The sequence below is a fragment of the Hyphomicrobium sp. genome (assembly GCF_020852195.1).
In the GTDB taxonomy this organism is placed as follows: Bacteria; Pseudomonadota; Alphaproteobacteria; order Rhizobiales; family Hyphomicrobiaceae; genus Hyphomicrobium_C.
The window spans coordinates 1-24,456 of the sequence record NZ_JADZBI010000208.1 but is presented as its reverse complement, the minus strand read 5'-3'; the positions used below and the strand labels follow the sequence as shown (position 1 = coordinate 24,456).

The following is a 24,456-nucleotide window of genomic DNA, read 5'->3' as shown; positions in this document are numbered from 1 at the left end:
CGAGGCGCCGTTCTCGGTGGATGCCAACCTGCTGCATTCGTCCTCCGAGGGGAAAGTGCTCGAGGATCCGGCCAAGAAGGCGCCGGAGATCGTCTATCAGCGCACGATCTCGCCCATGGCAGCGCCCGACAAGGTGACGACAATCAAAATAGGCTTCGAGAAGGGCGACGCAGTCTCGCTCGACGGGAAGCGTCTTTCGCCGGCTACGCTGCTCAAAGCCCTCAACGACCTTGGTCGCGACAACGGCATCGGCCGCATCGACCTCGTCGAGAACCGCTTCGTCGGCATGAAATCGCGCGGCATCTACGAAACGCCGGGCGGCACGATCCTGCTGCAGGCACATCGCGCCATCGAGAGCCTGACGCTCGACCGCGGCGCCATGCACCTCAAGGACGAGCTGATGCCGCGCTATGCGGAGCTCGTCTACTTCGGCTTCTGGTTCTCGCCCGAGCGCGAGATGCTGCAGGCGGCCATCGACAAGAGCCAGGAGCACGTCGAGGGCGAGGTGACGCTGGAGCTCTACAAGGGCAACGTCATCGTCGTCGGGCGCGAGAGCCCGAAGTCGCTCTATGCGCCGACGCTGGTCACGTTCGAGGACGACAAGGGTGCCTACGACCAGAAGGACGCGCAGGGGTTCATCAAGCTCAACGCGCTCCGGCTGCGCACGCTCGAGATGCGGAACCGCGGAAAGTAGACCTGCCAGGTCGCCCGAAGCCGAACGGCTTCCAACGATGGAAATGCAAGCGTCGCCACCCAATGCGCGCTCAGGCATAGGAGAGAGATCATGAAGAAGACCAAGATCATCGCGGCGCTTGCGATCGGCTTGGGCGCGCTCGCGGCAGCGGGAACCGCGAACGCCTACAGCGGCCGCGTCAAGTCAGCCTGCAAGTCCGATTTCTACCGCTTCTGCCCATCCTACAAGGTCGACAGTCCCCAGCTCAGGGCCTGCATGCGTTCCGCTGGTGGCAATATTTCGAGCCGTTGCCTCGATGCGCTGGCCGATGCCGGAGAAATTCCGCGCAAGTACCACAGCAGCAAGCGCAACGCGTTACGCTAAGCAGCGTAGCGGACAGCGCTGCAGCTTCGATATCGGGCACTATCACTCGGCTTCCATGGTCACCGGCTGGGCGGCGTCCTTCCCGACGACTGTCGTCCATTCGCGCACCCACCACCTGGTGACGAGGCCGTTGCTGACATAAGGATCCGCCTTGGCGAAGTTTTCCGCGACCGCGGGCGAGTCTCCGGAGAAGACGATCATCGCCCCATCGGCGGGGCCTGCAAATGCGCCGCCGAGAAAAAGCTCTCCTCGCGCGATGGTCGCCTTGGCCAAAGCGACGTGCGCCTCGCGCAAAGCCCCGCGGCGCTCCAGATAGTCGGGAACGTAGTCGTAGAACAGGACGTAGTGCATGGCTCACTCTTGCGCGCGCTGGCCAGCCCGCCATTGTGGTTAAGCTTGATCCGTCATGCATCGAAGCGCACCCCTTCGACTTGCGCAAGTGACCGACGTCAACGCTGAAGAGCGTGATTGCAATGGCTTCTGCCTCGCGGCTCGCAAGCCCGAGGGATGATAAATTGAGGGCGCGGGGTGGAACGGGTTCCGCGGGTGGGGATATATTTTTAAGGCGGTCCCCGCACCGCCCCGCGCAGGATTTTACGGCATACCCGCAACGCTTACCCATTCTCGGTGCCGGGGGTTTCACCCGGGCGGCTGCGGCGAGCCTCGGACGGAAGGTCTGTGTTCGACTGCCCATCGTTGACCACCAACACGTCATGCGACGGCTGACTTTTGCCGCGGATCGCGTCTGCGCCCGCAAAGCGGAACCGAAGCCGGCTCGGGGTCGTTCCTCCGAAAAAGAGGAGAAACGACCATGAAACGTGTGATTGGCTCCCTGCTGTTCCTGTCGCTCGCCACGGCCAGCGCGCTCGCGCAAGATCCGCAAGGCAAGGGCGAGGCCGTCATCGGCAAGCAGGAGGGCGTGAAGATGGCCGAGGTCGAATGCCAGGCGGCCTGGGAGAAGGCCAACCCCAGCAAGAAGGACAAGATCAGCGCCGGGCAGGCTCAGCCGTTCATTGCAGATATCGCGGCTGCCAACACCAACAGCGACGGCAGCATCGATCAGAGCGAGTTCATGGCTGCCTGCGACAAGGGCTTGATGAAGGCCGCCGACAGCATGAAGGCGCCCGGCAGCGCCACCACCGGCAGCGGCGCCGGCACGGAAGGCGTCGGGCCGGCCGATCCCAACAACAAATAACGGCGTCGCCTAGGAGATTGAGCATCTGCGCGCATCCGTCATCGGCCGATGCGCGCAGCCTTTCGTGCCGACCCCGTCAGCGCCTGTGGGAAGGATCCGTGCCGATAAAAAAGCCCATGGGATCAATGCGGAGCGAGACGTACGCGCACGGACGAAGCTTGGAACCTCGGTGAGAGCTCCTACGTTCCCTAACTTCACGCCGATTGTTCAATAGGAGACCTTCAGTTGAAGATTGCTGCTTTCGCAATTTCCGCCGCTTTGCTCGGTTTCGCATCCGTCACGCCTGCCAGCGCGCTGCCGTCGACGCCCGGCAAAGCCATTCAATCCGACAGCGTCCAACTCGTCCAGAACAAGCCCGGTTACAAGGGCGATGGCTATGGCCGCAAAGGCGGCAAGCATGATGGACATCGCCACAACTACCGTCCGGGCGGACGCTACGCGAAGGCACCGCGCGGCTGGAAGCGTCACTACAAGCGGCCCAGCTATTGGCAAACGCGCGGCTGCATCGTCGTCGGGCCAGTCTGGTTCTGCCCATAAGCAGCGCCAAGACATTCGGGATGACAGGAACGTGTCGGGGATTGCATTTCTCGACACGTTCTTTTTTGGGCACTGCGGTGGTAGCTTCTCACTTCTCCACGAGGTGACGGAACGATGACAGCCTCTGCCGCGTCGAGCATGTAACAGCCGTTCGACATCGGGCGAAGCCGCGACTAGTATGCGCACGGCTGGTTGGCGAGGGGAGCTCGGACGTGAACCAGATCATCGATCAGATCGTGCAATTCCTGCAGCAGGGAATTGCCTGGATCTTCAACTTCTTCAAGCTCATCTGGACGTGGTCGTTCGGCCAGATCATCGCGATCTTTCAATCGGATTGGCAGAGCCTGCCGATCTGGAAGATCGTCGTGCTGGCGCTTGCCGTGGCCGGCATCGTCTATGTGCTTTACAAGGCGCTCCGCGAGCTGTGGGATGCCGCCGAGAAAATCCTCAAGGCGTTCATCGGCCTGCTCGGCGTGCTGGTGACCATCCTGCCTTACATCATCGTCGCAGGGCTGATCGCCTTCGGCGGAAGCTGGGTGATCCAGAACGTGAACTTCTGACAGGAGAGAGAGCAGGGCCTGCCCGAGCGCACGCTCCGTCAATTCCAGTCGAGCCTGACCCTTGGAATGCGGCGCCGCGCGGCACGATTGAGGTTTAGGCTCGGTGCGCGGGCGCGGAAGATATCCAGCTCCCAATCCCACTGGTCGGGACGACGCTCCAGCATATGCGTTCTGAAGCGCTGCACGGCCGCAGAGTCATAGATGTCCCGTGCAAGGCCAAGGCAAAAGTCTCGGTCGGTGACGTAGTCGTTTCCCTCCTGCGCCTTTTTGATCAGCTCGCTCATGAACTCCACAAACACCGGCGCCTCTGCCGTGTATCGCTTGGCGGCGGCCTGCCACGCTTCAGCAAAAGTCTGACCCGCCACCTGCTTGTTCGGGTCCCGGAAGGCCCTGACGAGGGAGACGTTCCAGGTCGTAAATGTCAGCGGATCGATGAGACCGAGGATGAAATAGTCCAACTGATCGGACTGCAGGCACCAGAACCTCGGAAAGAAGTCCTGGGCGCCCTTCCTTCCATCGGGATCGACATGCATAACAGCCAACAGCTTGTCGTAACGGTCGTTACAGGTCCCCACCGTGTCGACACACTTCTGAAATAGAGATAGATGCCGGCTTCTCCCAAATGCCATCCACGCTACGAAGACGCCGCAGAGAATTGCGAGGGGAGAGGCGATCTGGGCTATATAGGCCCAATGCTGCAAGTCGGTCGGCATATCCTCCCCCCAAAGACACCGATAATGTCGTGTCCAACATAATGCCCACTTAGTCTGTACCATGCGTATTCGGCCAGCCTCAAGCACCAGCCCTGCACACGCGAAATCCAGGGCCGCGCGAGCCCGGGCTCTCTCCAAGACAGGTAGTGGGCTTCCCGCGCCTCCGAAATGGCTCGCGACCTTCAAGCGCCCTGCTCTCGCCGACGATGCCGACGCGGTCGCGCTCGCACTGAGGCTGGCGGAGCGCAACATCCAGGAGGAGACGGGCGGCCCATTCGGCGCCGTGGTCTACTCGCTCGCGCGCTTGGAGATCGTCGGCGTAGGCGTGAACGTCGTCGAAAGCAGCGGCCTCTCCGTCATGCATGCGGAAATCGCTGCGCTCATCGACGCGCAGACACGCGAAGGAGGCTATGACGCACTCGCAAATGGCTTCGGCCTAGCGTGCTCCTGCCAGCCCTGCACGATGTGCCTCGGAGCCATTCACTGGGCCCGGCTGCAAAGGCTCAGCTACTCCGCAACAAAGGCAGATGCGGAGAAAATCGGTTTCGACGAAGGGCCGGGCGACCGCGCTATCGTTGCGGGCCTCAGACGCCGAGGCGTGCGCGTAATTTGCGGGCTACATCGCGAGCGAGGACGCCAGGTGTTCGAGGACTACAGACGTCGGGAGGGGAAGATATACTGATGCAGACCTGCCTTCATCGCGCGCCCTTTCGGAGGCTGACACAGGCGAAATGCCTTTGAAATGCCGTGGTCACAGGGCCACGCTAGACAATTCCTCTCCGTGTGCTTGCCGATAAAGTCCGCTCCCATGACACGAGCCTCGCTGAACCGCACGTTGCGCCGCGCCTATTTCTGGCTGGGTCTGGTGCTGGCCCTCTCGCTTGTCTCCAAGTTCGCGGACCGGATCCCGTGGATTGCCGGCACGCCGATCGAAGCCGCCGCGCAGGACCTCTACGAGTACCTCAAGGACATGGCGCTGGTGTTCGTGACGGTGGTGGCGGCCTACCTCGCCAACGTGTTCCAGAAGCGCTCGAAGTTCGTCGAGAGCCTGGAGGAGGAGTGGCGCGGCATCGTGCGCACGAAATCGGCGCTCTATACCTACTGCGAGAAGCCCTACGTCTCGACGGACGACTATCTCGCCGCGTTCTGCCGCATCTCCGAGACCATCGACAACATGCGCATCGTCTATGCGAATGCGGGCGAGACCGGGAGCCTCGTCGGGCTCTACCCCTACGCGCCACTGCACGACATGCGGCGTGCCCTGCAGTCGCTCGATCCCAGGAAGCACCCGGATGTGCCGGCCGAGGAGAAGAAGCTCGCGCGCGAGGCGATCCTGCAGTCGTTCTATGCCCTGCGCGAGACCATGCTCGAGGAGCTGGATCTCGATGAGCCGGCGCATCCGCTGCTGATCTCGGGCGGGCGTCGCCTCAAGCAGCCGGGCGCGACCCGGGGGGCGCGAGCGCGCCAGGAGCGCCAGCGCAAGCGACAGGACGAGAGCCACGCGCCGAGGCCGGACGTGGAGGCCTTCCTCTCCCGCCTCTATCAGGCCGAGCAGGCCGGCTCCGGACAGGGCGAAGCGAACTCGAGGCCGGCCTGATCTGCACGAAAGCTGGGCACCAGGCCGATCGGCCCCGCGTCCGCTGGGCGCTCCTGTCACTGGCGGTCGCGCCGTTGTTGTGCTACGTCCGCGCCAGATTTTTTGCAGCGCACACGCCTATATACCATAGGTTGCGCAGCCATCCGTCAGGACACCATGGACATCCGCAATATCGCGATCATCGCGCACGTCGACCACGGCAAGACCACCCTCGTCGACGAGCTGCTGAAGCAGTCCGGCGCCTTCCGCGACAACCAGAAGGTTGCCGAGCGGGCGATGGACTCGAACGACCTCGAGCGCGAGCGGGGCATCACCATCCTCGCCAAGTGTACGAGCGTGGTGTGGAAGGACACGCGCATCAACATCGTCGATACGCCGGGCCACGCCGATTTCGGCGGCGAGGTGGAGCGCATCCTCAACATGGTCGACGGCGTCGTGGTGCTGGTGGACGCCTCGGAAGGTCCGCTCCCGCAGACCAAGTTCGTGGTCTCCAAGGCGCTGAAGCGCGGCATCCGTCCCATCGTCGCCATCAACAAGATCGACCGGCCGGACGAGCGGCACCTCGACGTCCTGAACGAGATCTTCGACCTCTTCGCCAACCTCGACGCCACCGACGAGCAGCTCGATTTCCCGGTGCTCTACGGGTCCGGCCGCAACGGCTGGATGGCGCTCGATCCCGCGGGGCCACGCGAGAACCTGGCGCCGATGTTCGACCTCATCGTCAGTCACGTGCCGCCGCCGACCGTCGAGCCAGGGCCGACGCGCATGCTCGCGACCACGCTCGAAGCTGACAACTTCCTCGGCCGCATCCTCACCGGGCGCATCTCGTCCGGCACGCTCAAGGCCAATCAGCAGCTCAAGGCGCTCGACCGCAACGGCAAGCTGGTCGAGAGCTTCCGCGTCACCAAGGTGCTGGCCTTCCGTGGCCTCGACCGCATCCCGGTCGACGAGGCGCAGGCGGGTGAGATCGTGGCGGTGGCCGGCATGAGCCAGGCGACGGTTGCGGACACGCTCTGCGACCCTCAAGTCGAGGCGCCGATTGCGGCGCAGCCGGTGGATCCGCCGACGCTGTCGATGACGTTCCGCATCAACGACGGACCGTTCGCGGGGCAGGAGGGCGACAAGGTGCAGAGCCGCGTCATCCGCGACCGGCTGCTCAAGGAGGCGGAGCGCAACATCGCCATCCGCGTCACGCCGTCAACCGAGGGCGGCGACTCCTTCGACGTGGCCGGCCGCGGCGAGTTGCAGCTCGCCATCCTGCTCGAGAACATGCGCCGCGAGGGCTTCGAGCTCACCGTCTCGCGCCCGAAGGTGGTGCTCAAGACCAACGAGGCGACCGGCGAGCGGCTGGAGCCCATCGAGGAGGTGATCATCGACGTGGACGAAGGGCACACGGGCATCATCGTGCAGAAGCTCTCCGAGCGCAAAGGCGAGCTTCTGGAGATGCGTCCGTCGGGCGGCGGGCGCACGCGCATGGTGTTCCACGTGCCGACGCGCAGCCTGCTCGGCTATCAGGCGGAACTGCTCTCGGATACGCGCGGCACGGCCGTCATGAATAAACTGTTCCACGCCTATGAGCCGTTCCGCGGCGACATCGCGGGTCGGCACACGGGCGTCCTGATCTCCAACTCGGACGGTGAAGCGGCGGCCTATGCCATCTTCAACCTGCAGGACCGTGGACCGTTCTTCATCGGACCGCAGACGCGCGTCTACGTCGGCATGATCGTCGGCGAGCACACACGCGACAACGATCTCGAGGTGAATGTCGTCAAGGGCAAGAAGCTCACCAACGTCCGCGCCTCGGGCAAGGACGACGCCGTGCTCTTGACGCCGCCGATCAAGCTCACGCTCGAGCGGGCCATGAGCTACATCACCGACGAGGAGCTGGTCGAGGTGACGCCCAAGTCGATCCGGCTCAGGAAGCGCTGGCTCGATCCCAACGAGCGCAAGAAGCAGGAGCGTAAGCGGGAGGCCGAGCGCGAAGCTGTCGCCTGACAGAATTCATTTCTCTTTTGCACGTCGCAGGTTTCTGCGTTACCACTTTAGGTTGCATGCAGAAAGGCTGTGAGTTACAATAAAAATATAGATTCATCATGCCTACGGCATGAGCTTGTTTTATTCTTTTCGCCCGCAAAGGGAACGGGGTCCTCATTCGGACACCGCATTGGGGATGTGCCCTTGAAGAAGCTCGACCAATACATGGCGCGCAGCCTGTTGGAGGCAACGCACGCTGCGTGGTGCACGGGGGAGATCGAGAGGCTGCTCAGCAACTACGTCGACGACTGCGTCTACTGGTGCAATGCAGGATCGCTCGACGGGTCGCCCTTCATTGTCGAAGGCAAGCAGCCTTTTCGCGCATTCCTGCAATCCATAACCGCGGTTGCCGAGAGCGCGTCCGTGATCGAGCACTTTCAGTTCGAGGATGGTGTAGGCCGCGCCCAGATCGAAGCCTATATCCGCCACCGGCGCACAGGCCATGTGCTGGCGGGGACCTACAGGCAGATCGTCACCTATCGCGGCCGCAAGATCGCAAAGAGCGAGGAGTACCACGACGCCGCGAAGATGGCGGCGTTCTGGCGGCTCGTCACGAGCGACGAAAAGGCCGAGAACTCCAAATAGCGGGTCTTGTGCTTCGGCGGATGCGTCCGCCGCGCCGCTCAGCGGGCTGCCGCGGTCGAAAGTGCATTCCTCAAGGCGGCCGGAGCACCTTCCAGAAACTTGGTCACCGTCAGCGCGACGAACGCCTCAAGATCGGTCGTGACCTTCATCCCGTAGACCCAGCGACGAATGGGGAGATAGAAAATCTCGCCATGCAGGCCCCACGACAGCTCGAGCGCGGCGCCGGATGGCGTTGCGCGCGTCTCGCGCGGCCGGGCAAGCCGGCTCAGCTCCACGGCCACCGGCGCGACCACTTTGCGCTCGATGAGTTTCAAATACCGCTGATTGATGTTGACGCCGGCAAGGCCGCCGTAGACGAACGTCCGCACCCATTCGGGGCGGTCGATAGCCTTGAGATAGTGGGTGTAGAAGCGGACCAAGCGCTCGACAGGCTGCACCCCCTCGTCGTTCAGGATGGCGTCCCAGGCCGGATCCCAGCGGGAGAGATAGATCCGCTCGTAGACGCGGTCGACGAGGGCCTCCTTGGTGGGAAAGTACCGAAAAAGCAGAGCATGGGAGATGCCGAGGCGCGCGGCCAGATCCCGCATGCTTCCGTCGAAGCCGACCTCCGAAAAATAGCGGCTCGCTCCTTCGACGATTTCGGTCTCGCGTCGCTCCGGATCGAGCCGCTTTCGCCTCGTACGAGTGTGCGCCCGCTCTGCGTTTGGCATGTGACGTTCACCTCTCCGCTTCGCCGGTGCGACGTGTTGACCACTTGGTTAGCAGCAGATCGCGTGCGATCTCCAGCGAGCTAACTAATGACCACTTGGTCACTAGTCCAGTGCCGTCGCGTTGCAAGGGAGGCCCACGCATGTCAAACACCCCGATCGTCGTCACCCTGCGCCTCACGCCGTCCGATCCGAAGGCGTTCCAGAGCTTTCTCGCCGAGATCCTTCCCGACACGCGCAAGGCTCGCGGCTGCCGCTTCTCGACAACCTATGCCACGGAGGACGGCTCGGGCAGCTTTCTGCTGCTTCAGGAGTGGGATTCACCCGAGGACCAGCAGGCCTACATGGCATGGCGCCAGTCCACGGGCGTGCTGCAGACGTTTCTCGATCATCTGGCCGAGCCGGCCGACGTGCGCATCTGGCGCCGCGATCCGGCCTGACGCTCGCGCCGACGGGGCGGGACGGCAATCGCGTGCCGTCCCGTTCGCCGCTACTCGATGACGATGGTCGCCACGTAGTCCATAGTGCGGTTGACGTTGTCGGGCGGCAGCAGCGTGTTCAGGAGGTAGGACGTCGGCGAGTAATTGTCGGGGACGGCGATGTTGAACGCGCTTCTAATCAGCCTCGCTCTCAGCCTCTGGATCGCGTTGCCGCCGCTCACGCCGAGGTCATAGTCTTTCAGCGTCTCGAACTTGGGCTGCATATCCTGCGCGACCTTGCGGTGGCCTTCCGACATTTTTTTGAGGCCCGCAGGGTTCTCGACAAACACGGATTCGAGCAGCGCCTTGCGATCGGCGACCGGGATCTTCAGCCCGTCGATCACCGTCAACGGGCCGTCGGCGAGGCCCACGCTGGCGCTGCGGCCCGTGCTCGTGATGCTGTTGCCGGCCGCGTCGAGCGGCTTCATCGGCGCCTTGACGCAGGAGGGAACCCGGCTGCCCTTGAACTGCTCGCCCGTCTTCGTCGGATCACAGCCCCTGAGCGCCAGCAGCGACCATGCGAACTCGGAGCAGTAGAGATCGAGTGTACCCGCCGGGTTCTGCCCAAGCGCGATCTGCCCTAGGTGCTTCACGAACTCCACCGGCCTTCCCGACTTGTACTTCGGCGCGTTGTAGTCGTCGTTGAACTTGATCTGGCTCGGATAGACGCGCTTGGCGCTCGAATTCAAGCGCGTGGCCCAGGCGAGGATGTTGGCGCGCTCGGCATCGGTGAGCCCGCGCGGGCGGATGACATGGATGAAATTCAGCGTCCTGTAGTGCTCGCTCGTGAGGTCCGCGCTCATGCCCCTGCCGAGGTACTCCTCGTTCAGCGGGTTATCCAGGTTGCGGAGCTTGCCGTCCTTGATATAGGCGAGGCCGGTGTGGCTGATGCCCATCTGGACGTTGGGATAGGCGCCGGCACCACCCCACTCGGCGCGGAACGTGAGCAAGAGATCGCCGGTCTCGAAGATCCCGCTTTTCGCGAGCCTCGCGGCCATGCCGGAGCGCGGCGTCACGACCAAACGCAACCCGGCGTCGCTCCCCGTCTTCAGCGCCTCCGGGTGCTTGAAATCGAGCAGAATGTCGGTGGTGTTGAACGGCCCCGCGAGCGGCGCCCAGGTGCTGCTCGGCACCGTAAAATAGATCGGGATGTTGAGCTTCCTCGCGAGACGCTCGTTGGCGGTCGCGCTGAAGGTGAATTGCTTGGCCGCCGCCGCAGCGGGGGTCGACGGCCAGGCCAGCGCCATCGCTGCGACCAGCGCAACGCAGCCGGCCAGTTCCCTGAATCTCATCATACGCATGAAGGTCATTCCCCCTGAGTGGCGAACGCTGGCCCCTACGTATTGTCCCTCGCGACCGGGACCGAGGCAAGAGGAAGGTCGCACGGGCAATGCCGGACCTGCGGCCGGCCTCGGACGGCGGGGCGACAAATCCGGGGCCGGCGGTCGAAAGTGCATTGCCCGTTCAATGCGATCCGCCGATACTTCGCGCCACGATCCGCAATCGGCATGCAAGGGGTGCCGCTCGCGTTGGACATGGGCTCCCGTGACCGACGCTCGGCTCGCGCGGGCGGGGTCGTACGTGTGTTGAAGAACCTGCTGAGGGATCGAAAATGTCCGGCTATTTCGAAGTCAAGAAGGCTGCCAACGGGCAGTTCATGTTCAACCTGAAGGCCGCCAACAACAAGGTCGTTCTGACCAGCGAGACCTACTCCTCCCGCGCCGCTGCCGAGACCGGCATCGCCTCCGTCAAGAAAAACGCAACGAGCGACAAGAACTTCGAGCGCAAGACGGCCTCCAACGGGAGCCCCTTCTTCGTCCTCAAGTCCCAGGACAACGGTAAAGTCATCGGCAAGAGCGAGCTCTATTCGTCCTCCTCCGCCGCGGCAAAGGGCATCGCGGCTGTCGTCTCGGCCGCAAAGGGTGCCAGGACCGTAGAGGTCTGAGCCTCGGGCGGGCTTGGCTCGCGATCCGTGGGACTGCGCGGCCGCTGGAATCAGCCAGCGGCCGCAGCCTTCGAGCTGCGTGTTTTTTGGCTGTTTCCCGTTTCCGGGAAGGCCGTTAGGATAGGCTGCGGCTCAAGATCGTACGGGGGAGTTCGAAGCATGGCGCAGTCGGCGGCGGCGAGCGGGGCGGACGCGCTCCCGGAGATCAAGCACGAGCGCACCGTCTATTCCGCGAGCGGAGGGCGCAAGACGTTCTTCTCGTTCGTCTTCCTCATCCTGCTGCCGTTCTTCGCCAGTCTGCCGGCGATGATCTACATGCGGCTCAAGCACGGGCTGTTCTTCGATGCCATCGGGCTCGGCATCGTTGCGGCCGCCTTTTTCATCCTGATGTTCCTGGTCGTCGTGGAACTCCTGTTCTCGCTCAGGGCGCGGGTCGAGCTGGGTGAAAGCTCCGTCAAGATGACGCTGCCGTCAGGCCGCGGGCCGACGCCGATGCTGTTCTACAAGAGCTATGAGGTTCCCTACGATCAGGTGCAGACGGTCGAGACGCGGCGCGAGATCTACGGCGGCTCGCTGGTGCCCGTGCTGCTCAAGGGCGCACGGCTGATCACCAAGGACGACAAGGCCATCCCCATCGGATACGTGAGCGAGGCCAACGTCGACCCGGCGTTCCCGTATCCCGAGATCGCCAAGAAGATCGCCGATCGGGCACGGCTGCCGCTGATCGACCGCGGCAACGTGCGCCGCTCGTTCCGGCGCAAGTTCTTCGGTATCAAGGGCGGCCGCGTGAACGAGGTCGACACGGTGGACGAGGCGCAAATCGCCGATCTCAACCAGTCGCACCACAACGTGGTGATGGGCCTCGTGGGGGCGCTCGCCATGCTCATCGTCATCGGCATCGTCGACGATCTGGCGAGCGAGACGCCGATCGGGCAAACGGCGTCGGCGGGGGTCGCCGCTTCCGGCAAGCTGGCGCCCCAGAAGAAATAGCCCGGGCAGGCTGCCTCAGTTGATGAAGATCCTGACCGCCTTGCGGCGGCGCCCGGCGTATCCGCTCAAGAGCGCGAGCGCGCCGAAGGCGACAAACGTCGGCAGGCCCAGAAGCGGCGCCAGCAGGCTATCCCAGATCCATGGGCTCGCGCCGGAGACCGCGGCACTTGCCGCCTCGAACGAATTCGGCGCCAGTTCCTTCCATTGGTCGCTGAGGGAGGTGGCCACGAAGGGGCCGACGCCGTAGAGCGGCGGCGTCGCGTCAACGACGAGCGCGATGGTGGCGACCAGAAGAAAGACGGCAGAGAGAAAGCGAAAGACAGCCATTCGGAGCTCACGAGCTTTGGCATTTTTCCGACCCGAGCCCGAAGGCCCGGGCTTGCAAATGGCCCAACGTGCCATGCCCGGACCCGGTCCGCTTGGATTTGGGTCGCTTCAGGTCTCGATCACCCTCTTGCGCGCCCAGACCCGAGGGCCACGAGGCGGCCCCTGGTCTAACACAAGCCCGAGGAAAAAGAAGGCCGGATCAGCCCGGCTCACGTGTTGCCTCCAAGGCGGTTATGGGTATAGTGCGCCGCTCCACATCGGAGTTTGCGCGGGGTCGGCGATCTCGGACCTCACGGATCCGAGCCGGTTGCGATCCGGCACGCAGGAGAGATGGCCGAGTGGTTGAAGGCGCACGCCTGGAACGCGTGTAGGCGGGCAACCGTCTCGTGGGTTCGAATCCCACTCTCTCCGCCAATGGCCGCCGATTGCCCTCCATGGCGATATCGCCGCCGATCACCGCACTCGCACCCAGCGGCACTTAGAACCACCAATTCTACGCTACAGCCCGATATATCTTGAAGATCGGCGACGGCAGAAAGCGCCCCCATAGCAGACATTCTCGCAGGGTGTGTAAGGTCAAACCATGATCGAAATGGACGAACGCAGGCCGTGGACTGGATTTGGGAACTTACTGCTCATTGGGCCCGGTGCAGCGGGGAAGTCATCGCTTGGTTTGCAGCTTGCTCCTCTGCTCAACCGCCGATGTGTCGATCTAGACAAGGAATTTGAATGCCAAGTCGGGAACATCAGCACGTTCATCCAAGATGAGGGTTATGAGCGATACAAGCTGCGCAACTCTGAGTTAGCCGAACAGCTAGCGACGGAATCGATTGTACCGACGCTCTTGATCACGTCCTCGGGATTCTTAACGCCGGACAATCCTGATGCGGCACTAGAGGTCAACCGGAAGCTGCTAAAGACGTGGTATTCGCTGTGCTTGCTACCCTCGCGCGATCTGGAACAAGCTGTCACGATCATCGTCCATCGCCAGTTGCAGCGAGCTTTTTCGCGTGATCGAATCCGTGAGGAAGCGACTATCCGCGAGCGCTACCCCGTATATGCGGGGATAGGCGATTTGATCGTGTTCTCGGCTGCTTCCCCTGAGGATACCGCTCAAGCGATAGCGAAGCGCTTTTCCGCAAAGATCTGACCGCCGGCTTGTAGCCGTTCGTTCGTGCCTCAAATCTGAAGGGCTATAGCGTAGACGTAGTTCTCCGTTTCTTCGTTTTCCTCCCGCCAATGGCTGCCGATTGCCCTCCATGTCGCGAATACTGGGGCTCTTTCGACCTCAGAGACGGGTCTGCTGCGTCCGCGATCCGTCGGGCAAGTTGCGTCATTAGGCAGGAACATATGTCAACCTGATCACGTCCTCGCCGATCAAATCACTGGCCACAAGGCGCAGGGGTGGCCGGGCGCCGGCGAAGAATGGCTTGCCGTGACCAAGCACGACCGGATGGAAGTAGAGTCGATACTCATCGATAAGGCCGAGGTCGGTCAGGCGTCGCGCCAGGTCTGGCCCGGAAACGGCGATCTCCCCAGCGAGCCGAGCCTTCAGGTCACGTACCACCGTCTCGAGGTCACCCTCGACAAGCGTGGCGTTGGGGCCAACCGACTCCAACGTGCTCGATACGACCCACTTCGGCTGGCGCCGCCATGCCGCCGCGAATTCGCGGAGCTCCGGGGTCCACTCAGAATGGTCTTCGTCCCAATAGCGCATGACCTCGTACATGCGGCGGCCGTATACACTACCCGTCACGCCGCGCACTTGCTCTATCCAGTGACGAAAGAGTGCAGGATCCGGCGCAAATTCCTCGTGGTCGACATAGCCGTCCAGTGACTGATTCATTCCGAAGACGAGCTTCGCCACGCTATAAAATCTCCATCCCAAGTCCTTCAGAATACCTTGAGCCGCCGCTATGCGTAAGGGGAGGTGGGGCGCAAACTGCGCGCAGCTTTGTGATCGCTGTGACGAACAACCAGAGGCCACTAAACGTGCCCCGGCCTTAGCGTCCGGAGGGACTCATGACAACGCCTGCGTCGCGCAAGCCCAATGGGCTGGGGTCGCGCGTTCTTCCCAAGCGAAAAACGTCATTGGTAAATACGGAATGTGCTGCCAGCGGCGGAGGAGGCTTGCCGGATCGCGGTCGCTAGGAGACCTTGGCGATGCGCTTCATCCCTTTCCTCAGTGGGGCCTGGTATCCGATACGGAGATGAGGGGGCTAGATACGGGGGTTCGATGAGAAAGGGTAAAGGCTGGTACGCGACGTTCGCGCTTCTCATCGTGGCATCCTTCCTCGCCATCTACCTCCTGACCGGAATGGACGCACTGGGTGCGGCGGCGCGTGTCCTTTGGAACGGCATTACGTTCATCTGGAACGGCGTCATTCGCGCAATCGGCGGGTTGCTTCAGTTTCTGGCGCGCGGCGTCGGCTGGCGGCGCCTGTCGCGGCTCGGGTCCGCGGTCACGGGCGTGGGCCTCGGTTATGCCGCCAGCGTCGTGCTGAGCGACAGCACCGTCAGCAAAGCCCGCGGCTGGCGAGGCAAGGCGCAGGCTGCCGTCAGGATCGCGCGGAACTGGTGGCAGGATCTTCCGCTCGTGCTGAAGCTGGCTCTGGTGGCGGCACTCATTGCCAGCCAGGTCTATCTGCATGTCGCGCTGATCGTTTTTCCTATTGCGTTCCTGGTCCCGGTGGTGCGGAGGATATGGGTTGGCGCCGCAGACGTTATGTTCGGTAGCTGGTACTGGAAGACGTTCGGCACCATCCATCGCACGACCGTTGCGACCATGCGCTCGTTGCCGGGCGTGCGCCACGTCATGGATGGATTCAGACTTATGCGCCTCCGCTATCTCTATGCATGGCGCTTGTGGCGCTATCACCCTCGCTACCAGGATCCGACGAACGGCCGACGACGCGTCAGCTTCATCGAGCCCATGCGTCTGTGGTGGCGTGGTGAGCTCGACGGCTACGTCGGGCGTCCGCTCCTGTCAGGAGGGCGGCACGTGGCGGTGCAGCAGGGTGGCCGGGCCGAGGGATGAAGCAAGGTCCGACCTCGCTCCGGCACGGCGTGTCCGACCTGTCGCGGGATTCAGCGAAGGCACTTAAACGTTGCCGTCCGGAGGCCAACGTCGCAAATCCAGAATCTTGCCGAGCTTGATCGCATACAGAGGCCGACCACCGCGAAGGACCTTTCGAATCCCCTGGCACTCGACCAGAAGCTCAGGTGCGTCCGCACGGTGGCCAATGCGAAACCGGATCACGTCGAAGGTCTTTCCTTCCAGCCTTGACGCCCAATATTGCCTGCGCTCCCGATACTCATAGGGTTTCTTGCCTTCAACAATCTTTTCGAAGAACGATCGCTCCAGATTGAGCGAAAGGACCCGCACATCGCTCTGATCTTGCTTTGTCACAATCGCCCCATTCGCGGCTCGATCTCCATAGCCACTTTCTTGCTGCCGTCAGGCCCTTTCGGCAATCCCATCTTAAGAGCGAAAGACCAAAGTCTGTCGCAGCGAAGAGCGGGGTGTCACGCGGCTGTCGCACTCGCGTCCTGCAATGGTTGCGACCGCGATAGGCTATCGCTGTTGCGCGCTGGAATCGGCTCTCGAGGATTTCCTAGACGCCGTTAGACGTTCTTATCCGGCCAAAAAAGCCCTGAATCATCGCCCGGCGGGCCGCAATCCGGGTGTCTCGACATTGCCCCAGATACAGCTATCGCGCCGACGTTCTGCTTTGCGGGGTCTGCGCCGCGGCGACAACCATCTCCCGCAACCAGCGACATGCCGGATCGGCATCACTCCTGCGGTGCCAGATCAGCGAATACGGGTGGTTGGGTATATCGAAAGGGAGCTCGAACGAGACCAGACTTTTCTTGTCGACCAGCACCGACACCAGACGGGAGGGAACCGCCATCACCATGTCGGTATCCCGCAGAGCCGCCACGTTGCTCGCAAAATTCGGCGAGGTGAAGCCAATCGTCCGCGAGCGCCCCAGCTTGGCGAGCGCGGTGTCGATCGGGCTCGGAACGGAGAGTCGGAATTGTGTCGCCGCGTGCGGATAGGCGAGGTAGTCATCGAGCGTAAGCTCACCCTTCTTCGCCTTGCGTGCGAGCGGATGCTGACTGCCGATCACGCCGATGAAGTGCTCCCGAAACAGAGCGCGGGACAGATAGGGCGCCCCTGGCACCGTGGTTCCCCACAACGAACAGTCGAGCTCGCCCGATTCAAGCGACGCCAAGGTCTGCGGTCCGATGGGTACAAGATCGAGCGTCGAACTCGCCGCCCGCGCGCGCAACAGGCGCGCAAGGGCGGGAACGACCACCGTCATGGTATAGTCGCTCCCGCCCACGCGAAAGACGCGCTCGCTGGTGCCCGGATCGAATGCGCCGCGTTGCACCACGTCTCGTGCCGCTTCGACAATGGAGCGCACCGGCTCGATCATCGCTTGCGCGCGCGGTGTCGGAACCAGGGCATTGCGGTTGCGTACGAACAACGGATCGCCCAGGAGATCCCGCAGCCGGTTCAGTGCATGGCTGACCGCCGGCTGGCTCACGGAGAGCCGGGCCGCCGCTGCGGTGACCGATCCCGTTCGCGCGACGGCGTCAAAGACAACGAGCAAGTTGAGGTCAAAGCGATCAGAATTCATCGCGTGCATATTGCTGCAAAAGTAATTTCATTACACTCATTACGACTGTTCGGCTAGGTTCGCGGCGTGTGGGCGTCCTCCGAATTTCCTCTTCCAGGCTAAGGCCTGCACAGAGCGGTTTCAGCCTGTCGTTCTTTTCGGTGCTCGTCGCCGTCAGGCTGTCGTTAGGCTGCTCGCTGTGCTTGCCAATGGCGGAAGCACGCTGGCGTGCACATTCATGCATTCATTGTTTCATTTGTCGCGAGCCCACACCGCCATTGTCTTGGCCGTGCTTGCCATCTGCGGTGTCTGGCTGCTGGCGCTCCTTGCCGTTTCCGACATCGACCTCGCGCTGCTTCGAACCTCGCGCGCTGTCACGGAGAGCGGCGAAACGATCGTCGAGACGCGGTACAATTCTATCGGCATTCTCGTTTTTGGCGTTCTCGCAGCCGCGAGCTTCGGTGGCGGGATGCTTCTCGCCCGGTTCGCTCTTCCATTCATTCAACGAACAAAGCGCGTCTCTTCGGACGAGGTCGCATCGGCGAGCGAGACGTTGGGACGCGAGCTTGCCAACTCGCTCGCCATCATCCGCGCCAGTCTCGCAACGAAGGAAGTGTACGCACGTTCCCTCGCTAGTGCGCAGACCCGGCTTGCGGGGCTTACGGAGGCCGAGCAGGTACGGGTCATCGTCAGCCTACTCATTGCCGAGAACGAGCGCATGCGCCTCGCCATTGTTGAGGACAAGGGCAAGATCGAAGCCTGCGCACGCGAAATCGAGGCGCTTCAGGCAAGCCTTCGTGGAGCCGAGGAGGCGGCGCTCACGGACCCGCTCACGGCCGTCGGCAATCGACGCCACTTCGATACCGTGATGGCAAGGGTTGTCCAGGATAGCAACACGCATCAGACGCCGCTCTCTCTGATCATGTGCGACATCGACCACTTCAAGCGCGTCAACGACATGTTTGGACATCATATTGGTGACGAGATCATTCGCGCGCTCGCAGGTATCATAAAGTCCAGCGTTCGTGAGACGGACACTGTCGCGCGTTACGGAGGAGAGGAGTTTGCCATCATCCTCCCTATGACGGAGCAGCAGGTTGCCATTGCGACGGCCGAGCGCATCCGAGATAAGTTCGGAGCCAAGCGGTTTGCGGTTCGCGAGACCAACCAGAAGATCGGTCAGGTTACGGCGTCTTTCGGCGTCGCGGAGCACCGCCCAGGCGATGCCGCGGAGACGTTCGTCCAGAGGGCCGATGCGAAGCTCTACGAAGCCAAGGCAGGCGGCCGCGATCGCGTTGCGGATCCTGGCTAGCGCAACGCGACCATCAGCTTGCCGAGCAAGTGTCCAAACGCAATGTCGCTCTCGGTCTCAACAAGCCCAGCCGCAGGAATATTGGTCGTCATCGCTCCCTGCCACTCGACAGTGGCAGAGGGCTTTTTGCGGTGACGTGCCGGCACCTAAATCAGCCGTCGGAAATACCGAGACCAAAATGCCAATGCTCCGGCTGGCCGAGACCGGGCTCCAGCCGGGTCAGCCTGGGTGGACCATCAGAGGTGAACGCGAAGCCCTTGAGGTTCTGATGCAGGCCCATCCCCGTTGCCTTGATCAGTGCCTCTCCGAGAGTCCAGTATCTGAAGAAGAGCTTTGCCCGACGCTCTCCGGATGCGGCGAAGAAACTAGCCAACTGCTCTTCCGCGAAGCTCGATCGGGCAACATCGAGGAGATCCTCCCTCCAGGCCCTCTTTTCGATATCGATCCCGACGGCATGGCGGGAGATAGCGATCGCCGCGACGTCGGACGAGTGGCTGATGCTGAACTGCAAAGGTTCGTCTCGCAGCCCGGGCGACAGCAAAAGCGGCTTGCCATATTCGCCCACTCCGAACTCCAACGCTTCCGGCACGCACGCAAGCATGCTCCCCAAGACAAGGCGCAACGCTCCGTGGGCGGCCGCATAGGCGACGGCATCCTCACGCAATCGAAATGCGGCCATCCGTGTCCGCTCGGACTCGTCGAGGCCCGCTCGTCCCGCTAACACCGTAAGATCGGTTGCGGACGCCAGCGTGCCAATCCAGCAGATGATCGCGTCGTCTTGGGGCAGGCGCAGTCCGGCGGCGAGGGGGTTCTCGATAAAGCTAACGCGGGGCTGCGAATTGCCCCGGCCGTTCAGGGCCCAGGCGAGCGCGAAACCCGGCGGCAACCCGGAGCCATTGAAGGTCGTGAACACGGTGCTGGACCATCTCCCAATCGCTTCCGGCTGGCTCCGTCACCTCGCTGCCGGATCCATGCCTTCGGCGTGGCGCAGAAATCTTATATGATCCTGGGACGGCCTATCAGAATGGATTGATGTAGTTCACGATTGCCGTCATGCGCAGCATGACGCGGCGGATCATGTGCGCGGCCTTGACGCGATCGGTGTAGATCGCCGCTTGGCCCGTGCTGCCCGCCGGCAGCCGCTTGGCGAGCTCCTGGTCGTCGAGCTTGATGCGGACGACGAACGGTGCGGCGGGGATATCCTTCGGCGTCACCGCAAAGCCCGAGGGCTGGAACTGGCCCGAGGCGATCGCCTGCAGCACCGTCTCGACGCGGCCGGTGACGACTTGGCCCGGCAGGTACTTGAAGGTCAGCTCGGCCGTCTGGCCCGGCTCGATGTAGCGGGCATAGATCTGCGGGATCGTAGCGGCCAGGACGGTCTCAGATGTGTCGATGAAGGCCATCACGGGCGCGAGCGGCAGCGAGGAGACGCGTGCCCCCTTGCGCAGCGCGAGGTTGGTGACGTAGCCGTTGGCCGGCGCGCGCACGATGGTCTTCTCCAGGTTCCATCTGGCGCCCGCGAGCTGAGCCTCTAGCTGCTTGACCTCGGCGTCGCGCTGCTGGACGTCGAAGGCGCGGCCCGCATCGGTGCGCTGCAGTTGTGTCATCTGCTTGTGGCGCAGCTCCGAGAACGCAAGCTGAGCCTCCAACGCGTCGACCTGGGCCTGGAATGGAACCGGGTCGATGCGGAAGAGCACGTCGTCGGCCCTGAGCGGTGTGTTCGGTGCCGCCGCGACCTCGATCACCTCGCCCGCGACGTCGGGCACGATCTGCACCGATTGCCGACCGACGACTACCTGGCCCCATGGCGCGCCCCAGCCCATGGGAATGAAGAGCCCGACCAGCAGCAGGAACAGTACGAGGATCGGCGAGAGCTTCCAGAACAGATTGGACGGGACGACCTTGAACCAGACCAGCAGGAAGAGGATCAGAAGATAGACGTTGAACAGGAAGACGATCATCTGGCGCCATCCTTCCTCGGCACGTCCACGAATGCCCAGATGAGCGAGACGGGCCAGAGGACAAAGCCGCAGATCAACGTCACCCAGCCCGCGACCTCGACCGCGGTGGGCCAGGGATGGTTACGCTGCCTGGCGACGTAGCCCGGCGCCATCCCCAACGCGACGAAGACCGCGACGGCGAACAGCGCCAGGAAGGCAAGGATGAACCAGGCGAAGAGATCGATGAAGGACATGGCTACTCCTTCCCTTCTCCGCTGCTCGCGCCTTCGACTGACGTATCCATCGGTGTCAGGGGCTGGGGCTCCGGAAAGGTCCAGCTCCGATTCAGGATCTCGGCGTGCGGCCGGTAGAGGCGCACCGTGTAGTTCCAGCCCGGCATGATCGGCAGGCAGTTCGGGATCTTACCGTCGCATCCGCCGAACTGGATGGCAATCGTCCCATCATCGCTCTTCTTCGCCGTGACGTTGTTGAGCGTATAGGCGTTGTACGGGTTCTTCTCGTAATAGCCCTCGGCGTTGTAGAGGCTGACCGACCAGAAGCCGTCGACCGGCACGTCCTTCACGTCCAGCCTGTAGACGGTTGCGCCGTCATTGTGCTTTGGCGTGATGTTGAGATAGGTCGCGTCTTTGTCGGGATTGCCACCCCAGGCGGCCGCACTTCCGATAAGGTGGCGGATGGGATCGACCTCATCCTTCGTGCCGAAGGCTTTCCTGAAGTCCGGCATTGTCGAGCCGAGGACGAGCAACGCATCCCGCACCTTCTTCTGGCTGGCCGAATCCCATTTGGGCACGTCGAATGTGCCGGTGCTTGCCTGCTCGACCTTGATCCCATCCTGCAGCGCGTGCACCTCGGCCACATCGTCCGGATCGCCCGGATCGACGAGCGTGCGGAACGCCGTAACCACGTAGCGGGTCCCCATCTTCTCCCTGTCGAGCGTGTAGGTGCCTGCGCCGTAGTAGACGCCGGCCACATAGTGATCCTCGTTGATCACCTGCATCGACGTGAAGCGTTTGCCGGCATCCGGCAGCGTGATCGTCACCGGGCCAGCGTCGAGGTCGAACACGCCGGCGGAATACAGCGTGTCGCGGTTGAGGCGGATCACCGTCTGATGGTCGATCGATGCCGGCTCGCGGCTATGGCCGATCTTGCCGAAGCCGTAATCCTTGACGACGCCACCGAGATAGAGATCCGACTCGGCGCGGATGAAGTTGTCCACGGTGACTGGTATGGCCTCATTGTCAGCCGAGAGCGCAGGCATGTGAGTCAGCGCAAGAGTAAAGATGCCCAGGGCGAACACCAAAGCCCCTCTGGACATCGGGTGCCCGAGCTTGGTGTGCATGCAGCGCTGCGTGCGGTGATGGGTCATGGCATCGTCCTCATTGACTTAGGGAAAACACGGTCTTCCAGTCGGCCTTCATGTCGACGATGGTCCAGCCGTCGGCCTTGGCTTCGTCGAGTGCCTTGTCGAGCTTGCCGATGTGGGACGCGCGGTCGTAGGCCCACTCGCGCTCGGCATCGGTGTGGTGCACCAGGCCCATGAAACGCAGCCCTTCGCCCGCCGCCGTGTATTGCAGCATCTCGAGGTCGCCGTCGGAATTGCCGAAGGCGAGGATCGGCCGGCGCCCGATGAAGCGGTTGATGCCGACGGGCTTGCCGGGCCCGTCGTCGACGAACTCGACTTCCGGCGCCTTGAGGAGCTGCGGCGCGCCCTCAGCGCTGACCTCGTACCTCACGATGCCGGACGAGCCCACGACCTGCTCGGGCGGAATTCCGTACACGCGCTCGGCGAAGCGGCGCATGAACTCCACACCTCCGCCCGAGACGATGAAGGTCTTGAAGCCGTGCTCGCGCAGGTAGCTCATCAGCTCGACCATGGGCTGGTAGACCAGAGCCGTGTACGGCCGCTCGAAGCGCGGGTGCTCGGCGCCTTCAAGCCAGCTGTCGACGATGGAGCCAAATTTCTCCGTGGTCATGCCGGCGTGAGTCGCGGCCATGACGCCGACGATCCCCTTCTCGCCCGAGGCGGCGAGCGCCTCGAGGTCGCCGTCTAGGATGGCCTTGAACGGCTGCGTCGTTTCCCACTCCGGATGCTGTGGCGCCAGCGCGGCCACGCGGTCGATGGCGAACTGAAACTGGAAGTAGATCGGCTGCTCGGCCCACAGCGTGCCGTCGTTGTCGAACACGGCGATGCGCTCGGCCGGCGGAACGAAGTCCGCGCTCCCCTCGTCGGTGACGCGATCGACGAAATCTACGACTGCCTGCCTCGGGCCCGTGTCATTCCACGACGGGAGCGGCTCCGCGCGGGCGGAAGCAACGAGCGCGGCGCATAACACGCCGAGAGATGCAGCGAGCGCCTTGCGTACGGAAGCAGGTGCGGTCAGCATGTCATTCTCCTGCCGCGGCATGGCGTGGTGTCCGCGCCACGTGGTCCACATCGGTGCGCTGACGCTCCCGGACCTCCGCCAGATCGCGCTCGAGAAAGTAGTTGAGCATCGTGCGGATGACGGCAATCGCGCCGACCCGTGCCACCGCCTCCCAGCTCGTCGTGATGGACGTCTCGATGATGTCGGATGCGAGTTGGAACGTGAGTCCGGCGACGAGCCAGCGCGCGTAACGCAGCCACACGTCGCGGCGCTCGTGGCCTGTGCGCGACGACAGGAGGAGCACGATGCCGGAAACGAATGCTTCGACGGTGCCGGCGACGATCGTCACGAGCGCCATGGCGTCGATGATCAGAACCGCCGCTCTCGTGACCTCCACCAGCCATGCTTCCATGACCCAGGCCCTTAAGCCGCCGCCGATGGTCTGACATTCACGCCACCGAACACGGTCTCCCAGTCCCGCCGCATGCTGACGACGGTGATGCCGTAGTGATCCGCACGGTCGAGCGCCTCGGCGAGCGGGCTCAGCTTGAAATCGCGATCGTAGGCGAACTCCCGGCCGGCATCGTCGTGATGCAGCAGCAGCGCCAAGCGTGGTCCGGGACCGGCTTTCGTGTAGCGGAGCATGGCGAGGTCGCCGTCGGAGTTGCCGAAGGCGAGAATCGGGCGCCGGCCGATGTGGAGGCCTATGTTCTCGACCTTCACCTCGCGATCGTCGAAGCTGTCGAGCTCAGCAAGTTTCATCAGGTCGATGCGACCGCCCTCTATGTCGACGCGCGTCTTCACGCTCGAGCCGATGACCTGTTCCGGCGGAATGCCATAGGTGTCCTCGGCAAATACCCGCATGAAATCTATGCCGCCGCCGGACACGATGAAGATCTTGAAACCACGAGCCCGCAGGAAGCCCAAAAGCTCCAGTTGGGGCTGGAACACGCACTGCGTGAAGAGCCGCGCGAGCTTCGGGTGCCGCGCCGAGGCCAGCCAGGCGCGTGCGATGTCGCCGAACTCGGCCTGGATCATGCCGGCGTGCGTGCTGAAGGCGGCCTCGAAGAGGGCGCGCTTGCCGAGGTCATGCAGGGTCTTGAGGTCGTGCTCGAGAAACGCCTTGAACGGCTGGCGCTCACGAAGGCTCGGATCCTTTGCGGCGAGCGCCTTGAGGCGGTCCTGCGCGAAGAACACCTGCACCTGAAGGGGCTGCTCGCACCAGAGCGTGCCGTCGTTGTCGAAGACGGCGATGCGCTCCGACGGTGGCATGAAATCCGCGCTCTCCGTCAGGGTCACCCGATCGACAAAGTCGAGAATTGCGGACTTGACCGGGCCTGTCTTCCAATTCGCGAGCGGATCGGCCATCGGTATCTCCCTAGTTGGGGCGAAACGCATCTCCCCCGGCCGTCGAGGTTCTAATTTCCCGGGTGCTGCGACCAAATTGACCTTTGATCAGCCGCCGCCTCGTG

At 63.0% G+C, this 24,456-nt stretch carries 29 protein-coding genes, 1 tRNA gene and 1 pseudogene; 16 read left to right on the top strand and 15 right to left on the bottom strand.

Annotated elements, in window-relative coordinates; genetic code table 11:
• Both IT540_RS17615 and IT540_RS17610 read left to right on the top strand, forming a co-directional pair.
• Positions 1 to 694 (top strand): annotated as a pseudogene (locus IT540_RS17615) (argininosuccinate synthase domain-containing protein); the annotation flags it as partial.
• Positions 695 to 784: 90 nt separating this feature from the next.
• Positions 785 to 1,057, top strand: a complete 273-nt coding sequence (locus IT540_RS17610; RefSeq protein ID WP_291180870.1) for a hypothetical protein — start codon at positions 785 to 787, stop codon at positions 1,055 to 1,057.
• Positions 1,058 to 1,099: 42 nt separating this feature from the next.
• On the opposite strand, the gene IT540_RS17605 is transcribed toward IT540_RS17610, so the two are convergent.
• A complete protein-coding gene (locus tag IT540_RS17605; protein ID WP_291180869.1) occupies positions 1,100 to 1,408 on the bottom strand; it encodes a YciI-like protein in 309 nt (102 codons plus the stop codon).
• 460 nt (positions 1,409 to 1,868) lie between these two features.
• On the opposite strand from IT540_RS17605, the gene IT540_RS17600 reads away from it, so the two are divergent.
• From IT540_RS17600 to IT540_RS17590, 3 genes are all read left to right on the top strand, one after another.
• Positions 1,869 to 2,252, top strand: coding sequence for a hypothetical protein (locus IT540_RS17600; protein ID WP_291180867.1), 384 nt, complete (start codon positions 1,869 to 1,871; stop codon positions 2,250 to 2,252).
• Between the two features lie 225 nt (positions 2,253 to 2,477).
• On the top strand, positions 2,478 to 2,789 hold the full coding sequence (locus IT540_RS17595) for a hypothetical protein (RefSeq protein ID WP_291180865.1): 312 nt from the start codon (positions 2,478 to 2,480) through the stop codon (positions 2,787 to 2,789).
• A 212-nt stretch (positions 2,790 to 3,001) separates the two neighbouring features.
• A complete protein-coding gene (locus IT540_RS17590) occupies positions 3,002 to 3,349 on the top strand; it encodes a hypothetical protein (protein ID WP_291180863.1) in 348 nt (115 codons plus the stop codon).
• A 38-nt stretch (positions 3,350 to 3,387) separates the two neighbouring features.
• Here IT540_RS17590 and IT540_RS17585 read toward each other — a convergent pair whose 3' ends face one another.
• Positions 3,388 to 4,062, bottom strand: a complete 675-nt coding sequence (locus IT540_RS17585; protein WP_291180861.1) for a hypothetical protein — start codon at positions 4,060 to 4,062, stop codon at positions 3,388 to 3,390.
• A 61-nt stretch (positions 4,063 to 4,123) separates the two neighbouring features.
• Here IT540_RS17585 and IT540_RS17580 point away from each other — a divergent pair, with 61 nt between their 5' ends.
• From IT540_RS17580 to IT540_RS17565, 4 genes are all read left to right on the top strand, one after another.
• Complete coding sequence (locus IT540_RS17580; protein ID WP_291180859.1) at positions 4,124 to 4,744, top strand: nucleoside deaminase; 621 nt, start codon at positions 4,124 to 4,126, stop codon at positions 4,742 to 4,744.
• Positions 4,745 to 4,870: 126 nt separating this feature from the next.
• Positions 4,871 to 5,659, top strand: coding sequence for a hypothetical protein (locus tag IT540_RS17575; protein WP_291180857.1), 789 nt, complete (start codon positions 4,871 to 4,873; stop codon positions 5,657 to 5,659).
• 156 nt (positions 5,660 to 5,815) lie between these two features.
• On the top strand, positions 5,816 to 7,654 hold the full coding sequence (gene typA / locus IT540_RS17570; protein WP_291180855.1) for a translational GTPase TypA: 1,839 nt from the start codon (positions 5,816 to 5,818) through the stop codon (positions 7,652 to 7,654).
• A gap of 183 nt (positions 7,655 to 7,837) precedes the next feature.
• Positions 7,838 to 8,278 (top strand): hypothetical protein, encoded by a 441-nt coding sequence (locus IT540_RS17565; RefSeq protein ID WP_291180853.1) that lies wholly within the window; start codon positions 7,838 to 7,840, stop codon positions 8,276 to 8,278.
• Between the two features lie 38 nt (positions 8,279 to 8,316).
• Here the strand turns inward: IT540_RS17565 and IT540_RS17560 are convergent, their stop codons facing one another.
• Positions 8,317 to 8,988: a TetR/AcrR family transcriptional regulator gene (locus IT540_RS17560; protein WP_291180851.1), complete on the bottom strand. Its 672-nt coding sequence runs from the start codon at positions 8,986 to 8,988 to the stop codon at positions 8,317 to 8,319.
• Between the two features lie 140 nt (positions 8,989 to 9,128).
• Between IT540_RS17560 and IT540_RS17555 the strand changes: the two genes are divergently transcribed.
• Positions 9,129 to 9,425, top strand: a complete 297-nt coding sequence (locus tag IT540_RS17555) for an antibiotic biosynthesis monooxygenase (protein WP_291180849.1) — start codon at positions 9,129 to 9,131, stop codon at positions 9,423 to 9,425.
• A gap of 50 nt (positions 9,426 to 9,475) precedes the next feature.
• Here IT540_RS17555 and IT540_RS17550 read toward each other — a convergent pair whose 3' ends face one another.
• The gene (locus tag IT540_RS17550) at positions 9,476 to 10,765 is read right to left on the bottom strand and encodes a hypothetical protein (protein ID WP_291180847.1); all 1,290 of its coding nucleotides are present in this window, start codon (positions 10,763 to 10,765) and stop codon (positions 9,476 to 9,478) included.
• Between the two features lie 311 nt (positions 10,766 to 11,076).
• Here IT540_RS17550 and IT540_RS17545 point away from each other — a divergent pair, with 311 nt between their 5' ends.
• Entirely contained in the window at positions 11,077 to 11,409 is a 333-nt protein-coding gene (locus IT540_RS17545; RefSeq protein ID WP_291180845.1) for a YegP family protein, read from the top strand.
• Between the two features lie 159 nt (positions 11,410 to 11,568).
• The gene (locus IT540_RS17540; protein ID WP_291180844.1) at positions 11,569 to 12,399 is read left to right on the top strand and encodes a hypothetical protein; all 831 of its coding nucleotides are present in this window, start codon (positions 11,569 to 11,571) and stop codon (positions 12,397 to 12,399) included.
• A gap of 15 nt (positions 12,400 to 12,414) precedes the next feature.
• Here the strand turns inward: IT540_RS17540 and IT540_RS17535 are convergent, their stop codons facing one another.
• Entirely contained in the window at positions 12,415 to 12,726 is a 312-nt protein-coding gene (locus IT540_RS17535; protein ID WP_291180843.1) for a hypothetical protein, read from the bottom strand.
• Positions 12,727 to 13,050: 324 nt separating this feature from the next.
• On the opposite strand from IT540_RS17535, the gene IT540_RS17530 reads away from it, so the two are divergent.
• Positions 13,051 to 13,140: transfer RNA gene (locus IT540_RS17530), tRNA-Ser, on the top strand.
• A gap of 169 nt (positions 13,141 to 13,309) precedes the next feature.
• The gene (locus IT540_RS17525) at positions 13,310 to 13,876 is read left to right on the top strand and encodes a shikimate kinase (RefSeq protein WP_291180842.1); all 567 of its coding nucleotides are present in this window, start codon (positions 13,310 to 13,312) and stop codon (positions 13,874 to 13,876) included.
• A gap of 186 nt (positions 13,877 to 14,062) precedes the next feature.
• Here IT540_RS17525 and IT540_RS17520 read toward each other — a convergent pair whose 3' ends face one another.
• Positions 14,063 to 14,593 carry a dihydrofolate reductase family protein gene (locus tag IT540_RS17520; protein WP_291180841.1) on the bottom strand — a complete coding sequence of 177 codons (531 nt, stop codon included), beginning with the start codon at positions 14,591 to 14,593 and terminating at the stop codon, positions 14,063 to 14,065.
• A gap of 369 nt (positions 14,594 to 14,962) precedes the next feature.
• Here IT540_RS17520 and IT540_RS17515 point away from each other — a divergent pair, with 369 nt between their 5' ends.
• The gene (locus tag IT540_RS17515; protein WP_291180840.1) at positions 14,963 to 15,763 is read left to right on the top strand and encodes a hypothetical protein; all 801 of its coding nucleotides are present in this window, start codon (positions 14,963 to 14,965) and stop codon (positions 15,761 to 15,763) included.
• 63 nt (positions 15,764 to 15,826) lie between these two features.
• Here IT540_RS17515 and IT540_RS17510 read toward each other — a convergent pair whose 3' ends face one another.
• Positions 15,827 to 16,135, bottom strand: a complete 309-nt coding sequence (locus tag IT540_RS17510) for a hypothetical protein (protein WP_291180839.1) — start codon at positions 16,133 to 16,135, stop codon at positions 15,827 to 15,829.
• Between the two features lie 301 nt (positions 16,136 to 16,436).
• Entirely contained in the window at positions 16,437 to 17,378 is a 942-nt protein-coding gene (locus tag IT540_RS17505; RefSeq protein ID WP_291180837.1) for a LysR family transcriptional regulator, read from the bottom strand.
• A gap of 259 nt (positions 17,379 to 17,637) precedes the next feature.
• Between IT540_RS17505 and IT540_RS17500 the strand changes: the two genes are divergently transcribed.
• A complete protein-coding gene (locus IT540_RS17500) occupies positions 17,638 to 18,660 on the top strand; it encodes a GGDEF domain-containing protein (protein ID WP_291180876.1) in 1,023 nt (340 codons plus the stop codon).
• A gap of 151 nt (positions 18,661 to 18,811) precedes the next feature.
• Here IT540_RS17500 and IT540_RS17495 read toward each other — a convergent pair whose 3' ends face one another.
• The 7 genes from IT540_RS17495 to IT540_RS17465 all read right to left on the bottom strand — a co-directional run bounded on the left by IT540_RS17495 (position 18,812) and on the right by IT540_RS17465 (position 24,352).
• A complete protein-coding gene (locus IT540_RS17495; RefSeq protein ID WP_291180836.1) occupies positions 18,812 to 19,573 on the bottom strand; it encodes a 4'-phosphopantetheinyl transferase superfamily protein in 762 nt (253 codons plus the stop codon).
• A 106-nt stretch (positions 19,574 to 19,679) separates the two neighbouring features.
• Positions 19,680 to 20,621 carry an efflux RND transporter periplasmic adaptor subunit gene (locus tag IT540_RS17490; protein WP_291180835.1) on the bottom strand — a complete coding sequence of 314 codons (942 nt, stop codon included), beginning with the start codon at positions 20,619 to 20,621 and terminating at the stop codon, positions 19,680 to 19,682.
• The gene (locus IT540_RS17485) at positions 20,618 to 20,854 is read right to left on the bottom strand and encodes a DUF3302 domain-containing protein (RefSeq protein WP_291180834.1); all 237 of its coding nucleotides are present in this window, start codon (positions 20,852 to 20,854) and stop codon (positions 20,618 to 20,620) included. The genes IT540_RS17490 and IT540_RS17485 overlap by 4 nt, the downstream gene beginning before the upstream one ends.
• A gap of 2 nt (positions 20,855 to 20,856) precedes the next feature.
• Positions 20,857 to 21,879, bottom strand: coding sequence for a DUF1254 domain-containing protein (locus IT540_RS17480; RefSeq protein WP_291180874.1), 1,023 nt, complete (start codon positions 21,877 to 21,879; stop codon positions 20,857 to 20,859).
• Between the two features lie 118 nt (positions 21,880 to 21,997).
• On the bottom strand, positions 21,998 to 23,005 hold the full coding sequence (locus IT540_RS17475; protein ID WP_291180832.1) for an HAD family hydrolase: 1,008 nt from the start codon (positions 23,003 to 23,005) through the stop codon (positions 21,998 to 22,000).
• Between the two features lies 1 nt (position 23,006).
• The gene (locus IT540_RS17470; RefSeq protein WP_291180830.1) at positions 23,007 to 23,396 is read right to left on the bottom strand and encodes a DUF1622 domain-containing protein; all 390 of its coding nucleotides are present in this window, start codon (positions 23,394 to 23,396) and stop codon (positions 23,007 to 23,009) included.
• Positions 23,397 to 23,407: 11 nt separating this feature from the next.
• Positions 23,408 to 24,352, bottom strand: coding sequence for an HAD family hydrolase (locus IT540_RS17465; RefSeq protein ID WP_291180829.1), 945 nt, complete (start codon positions 24,350 to 24,352; stop codon positions 23,408 to 23,410).
• Positions 24,353 to 24,456 lie beyond the last annotated feature (104 nt).